Below are 3,295 nucleotides of genomic sequence, written 5' to 3'. Positions count from 1 at the left end.
TAGCCTCGGGAGCATCATCCACATCAGTGTAAGGGGGTCATTGTTGGACGCCGATCACCCCGTTACGGGGTCAAAATTGCATGCCTGTTCACAACGATCAGTGCCAGCACGTCCCGCGTGCTGTAGCCACCCGCCTCAAATCGCTCTACCAGATCCAGCAGGGACCCGCTTTCAAGGGCCGCTTCCAATTCGGCCAACGCGCCCAACGTCAGCCGCATTACGTTGCTCTGACCGTCGACGACCAGAACAACATCCCCCCGCCACGGATTGCCCATCACGCAGCCGTAAAGGTCAGCGCACCCGCCGAGGCCAGCGCCAGTTCGTAGGTCGCCTCGCCGTCATGGGCACCGGCATACTCGATGGAGGTCACCTGAAACGGCCCCTGAACGACACCAAAATCGGGGATGATGACCTGAAACGCCGGGGTTTCGCTGCCAAAAAACATCTGCCGTGCGCGTTCGTCCGTCGCGCCATCCTTGAAAACACCCGATCCGCTCAGACTTGCAGACTTCACACCGGCACCCGCCAGCAACTCGCGCCAACCGCCGGTCGATTCCAGCGTGGTCACGTCTACTTGCTCGGCGTTAAAGCTGATGCGCGTCGCGCGCAGCCCCGCCAGCGTTTCAAAACTGCCACTCACGTCCACCTTGATCAGCAGGTCTTTCCCGTTCTGTGCCGCCATGTCTCTTACTCCAGATGAAAACTCAGTTGTCTTCCACGCGCGCGCGAAAGGTCAGATCGATGCGCCGCAGGCCCCGGCTTTCACGCCCGGCCTTGGCTTTCTCGAACCACAGGCCGACCAGGGACCCCCGGCTCAGCGCCAGATCCGCGCCGTGCAATGCGTCGCTGATCGCCGCCGCCGCCTCTTTGGCGGTCTGGAACCCCGAATTGGATGTGACGACCGAAACAAGGAACCTGTGCCAGGCTCCCGACCCGCCTTTGTCGCCCGCGTCTTTCGCCGTCTCCGGACCCAGAGCCACATAGATCGGTGGCAAGGCCCCGGTGGGCAGCGCGTCGTAGATGTCCGCCCCCACAATTGCGGACAGGGTCGTATCCCCTTGAAGCCGCGCATAGACCGCCGCTTGCAATGCTCCGGAAACCGCAAAACTCATGGCGCGACCTCCTCTTGGCATTGGCTGATGAGGTAGAGACCTGACGGTTCTTCCTCGGTGACCGCCTCGATGCGAAAGCTGCGCGCGCCCATGCGGAACCGCTGACCCGGCTCGGGTCGGCTGGAATGCCCCTGCGGCGCGCCCCGCGTGATGATCCGGAAGGCCCCGACCGAAACCGCACCGGTTTCGCCATTCGCCAGCCGCCCGGTGCGCGGTTTGACAGTCGCCCAAAGCGTGCCCAGCGCGCTCCAGGTTTCCTCGAAACCGCCCGCGCCATCGCTAACACGCTGCAGGGCTTCCAGCGTCAGCCGCCTGTTCAGGGTCCAGCTCATGCGCCCAGCCCCATCCGCACCGGGCGATAGCGGGCAATCAGACTCGTCACGCCGAATGGCATGCAGCCCTGACTCAAAGCCACATCGCTGCGATATTCATAGTAGTGCGCTGCCAGCATCAGCACCGCCTGCTTGAGATCTTCGGGCACAGCATCAAAAGTCGCGCCATAGCCTGCGTCGAAACGGATCTCGACCGTTCCACCTGTGGGAACGCTGGGCAGAGAGGTCGCCATCGGCCGCAGACGCGGGTCAAAACCATCCTTTTACAGCCGATACGCCACCGGATCGACAACCGTCGCCACCCCAATGGCATCCACAAGGGCCACCTCGGTGATCGCCTGCACGGGGGCCACTGGCAAACGCTGTGTATCGGGCGCAGTCCAGCCATCCAACGTCACCAGAAATCCGCGCGTGATCAGTGCTTTGCTTGTCCGCCCCTCGATGGCCGCAATCGCCGCCCGCAAAAACGAGACCAATACCGGATCTTGCAGATCGCCTTCGGTAAAACCGCTGCCCAACAGCAGGTGGTACTTCAGAGCATCGACCGGAAGCGCCGCTTCCAGCACTTGGGTTTCTTCCACCAACATCATGTTTCTTCTCCGAAATCCTCGACCATCCCTAATCCGCCAGGCGGTTGGACGCGCGCCACCCAGACTGCACGGGCGGAGGGGTAGCTGGACAACCTGAACAGGCGCGCGCCCGCTGAGAGACGGGCCAAAACCCGCCTCCCATCTCGTGGCCAGGCTTAGCTGACGGCGATACGCAGCAACTTGATCGCGGCGAAATCGCTCACGTCACCGCCCACGCGCTTGGACGCGTAGAACAGGACATGCGGCTTGGCGCTGAACGGATCGCGCAGCACGCGCAGATCGGGACGTTCGGCAATGGTGTACCCTGCGGTAAAATCACCAAAGGCAATCGGATAGCTGTCCGCCTCGATATCGGGCATGTCCTCGGCGATCAGAACGGGATAGCCCAGCAGGCGGCCCGGCTCGCCAAAGGCAAACCCGTCGGCCCACAGGTGACGGCCATCGGCGTCCTTGAGCTTGCGCAGCGCACCGGCGGTCTTCGAGTTCATCACAAAGGTCGACTTGGCGCGATACGGCGCGTTCAGCGCGTAGACAACATCGATCAGCGCGTCGCCATCGCCGATTCCGGTGCCGGAACCGGAGGGAACATATCCCAGGTTGCCCCAGGTCCAGGTCGAGTCCTCGACGATGGTATGGTCCAGAAAACCACGCGGTTTGTCGTTGCCGTCACCGGCGATAAACGCACCGGCTTCGGCACGGGCAAACTTCTCGGCGATCCGACCGGCAAGCCAAGCATCGACATCAAAGGCGCTGTCGTCCAGCAGTCGTTGCGACACCTTCGGCATCGCATTCAGCTCATACAGGGGGATCGAGATGCGCTCGATGGTCGGCGTGCCGGTCTCGGCCGCCGATCCCGTTTCGTTGGCCCACCCCGCGCCGGTGTCGTTCTGGTCGACCAACACGTCAAAGGCAGAGGCATCCACATTCACCACATTCGCAATCTGACGGATCGAGGCAGTGGTGTTCAGGGATGACTTGATGGTCTCCGCGGTCTGCGGATCGACCAGATAGCCACCGTCAGAGTTGATGGCGGTCGACATCGCCTTGCCTTCCAACTCGAGACCGCGCAGGCCGTCATCGTCGCCAGAACGCAGATAGGCGTCAAAGGCCTTTTGGTGGGGGGCCTCGACCTCGGTACGGGTCGAAAGCGCCGGGCGGTTCGCTTTAGCCCGGCTTATTCATCCAAATCAGGGGAAATAGCTGGCGTGCCCGCGAAAGCTTTGTAGAATCAAGCTGCTAGACAAAATCCGACAGCAGCCAT

The 3,295-nt window shown here is 62.2% G+C and carries 3 protein-coding genes and 3 pseudogenes; all 6 read right to left on the bottom strand.

Features of this window, described 5'->3' with window-relative positions; all coding sequences use genetic code 11:
• Nucleotides 1–92 precede the first annotated feature (92 nt).
• Nucleotides 93–275, bottom strand: a pseudogene (locus CHB90_RS25715) (GTA-gp10 family protein); the annotation flags it as partial.
• On the bottom strand, nucleotides 275–682 hold the full coding sequence (locus tag CHB90_RS25710) for a phage major tail protein, TP901-1 family (RefSeq protein WP_089280534.1): 408 nt from the start codon (nucleotides 680–682) through the stop codon (nucleotides 275–277). The gene CHB90_RS25710 and the pseudogene CHB90_RS25715, both read right to left, overlap by 1 nt.
• Before the next feature lie 22 nt (nucleotides 683–704).
• Complete coding sequence (locus tag CHB90_RS25705; protein ID WP_089280533.1) at nucleotides 705–1,112, bottom strand: DUF3168 domain-containing protein; 408 nt, start codon at nucleotides 1,110–1,112, stop codon at nucleotides 705–707.
• Nucleotides 1,109–1,444 carry a head-tail adaptor protein gene (locus CHB90_RS25700; RefSeq protein WP_089280532.1) on the bottom strand — a complete coding sequence of 112 codons (336 nt, stop codon included), beginning with the start codon at nucleotides 1,442–1,444 and terminating at the stop codon, nucleotides 1,109–1,111. The genes CHB90_RS25705 and CHB90_RS25700 overlap by 4 nt, the downstream gene beginning before the upstream one ends.
• A pseudogene (locus CHB90_RS25695) lies at nucleotides 1,441–2,034 on the bottom strand (head-tail connector protein). Before CHB90_RS25695 ends, CHB90_RS25700 begins: the two are co-directional and overlap by 4 nt.
• Before the next feature lie 155 nt (nucleotides 2,035–2,189).
• Nucleotides 2,190–3,194: pseudogene (locus CHB90_RS25690) on the bottom strand (phage major capsid protein); the annotation flags it as partial.
• Between the last annotated feature and the right edge of the window lie 101 nt (nucleotides 3,195–3,295).

The sequence above is a fragment of the Antarctobacter heliothermus genome (assembly GCF_900188425.1).
GTDB classification, from domain to species: Bacteria; Pseudomonadota; Alphaproteobacteria; order Rhodobacterales; family Rhodobacteraceae; genus Antarctobacter; species Antarctobacter heliothermus.
This window is presented reverse-complemented; position numbering and strand designations above follow the sequence as displayed.

Bases quoted from the DNA above. Each gene is read 5' to 3' on its own strand.
- CHB90_RS25710 (WP_089280534.1), bottom strand. From the start codon at position 682: ATGGCGGCACAGAACGGGAAAGACCTGCTGATCAAGGTGGACGTGAGT.
- CHB90_RS25705 (WP_089280533.1), bottom strand. From the start codon at position 1,112: ATGAGTTTTGCGGTTTCCGGAGCATTGCAAGCGGCGGTCTATGCGCGG.
- CHB90_RS25700 (WP_089280532.1), bottom strand. From the start codon at position 1,444: ATGAGCTGGACCCTGAACAGGCGGCTGACGCTGGAAGCCCTGCAGCGT.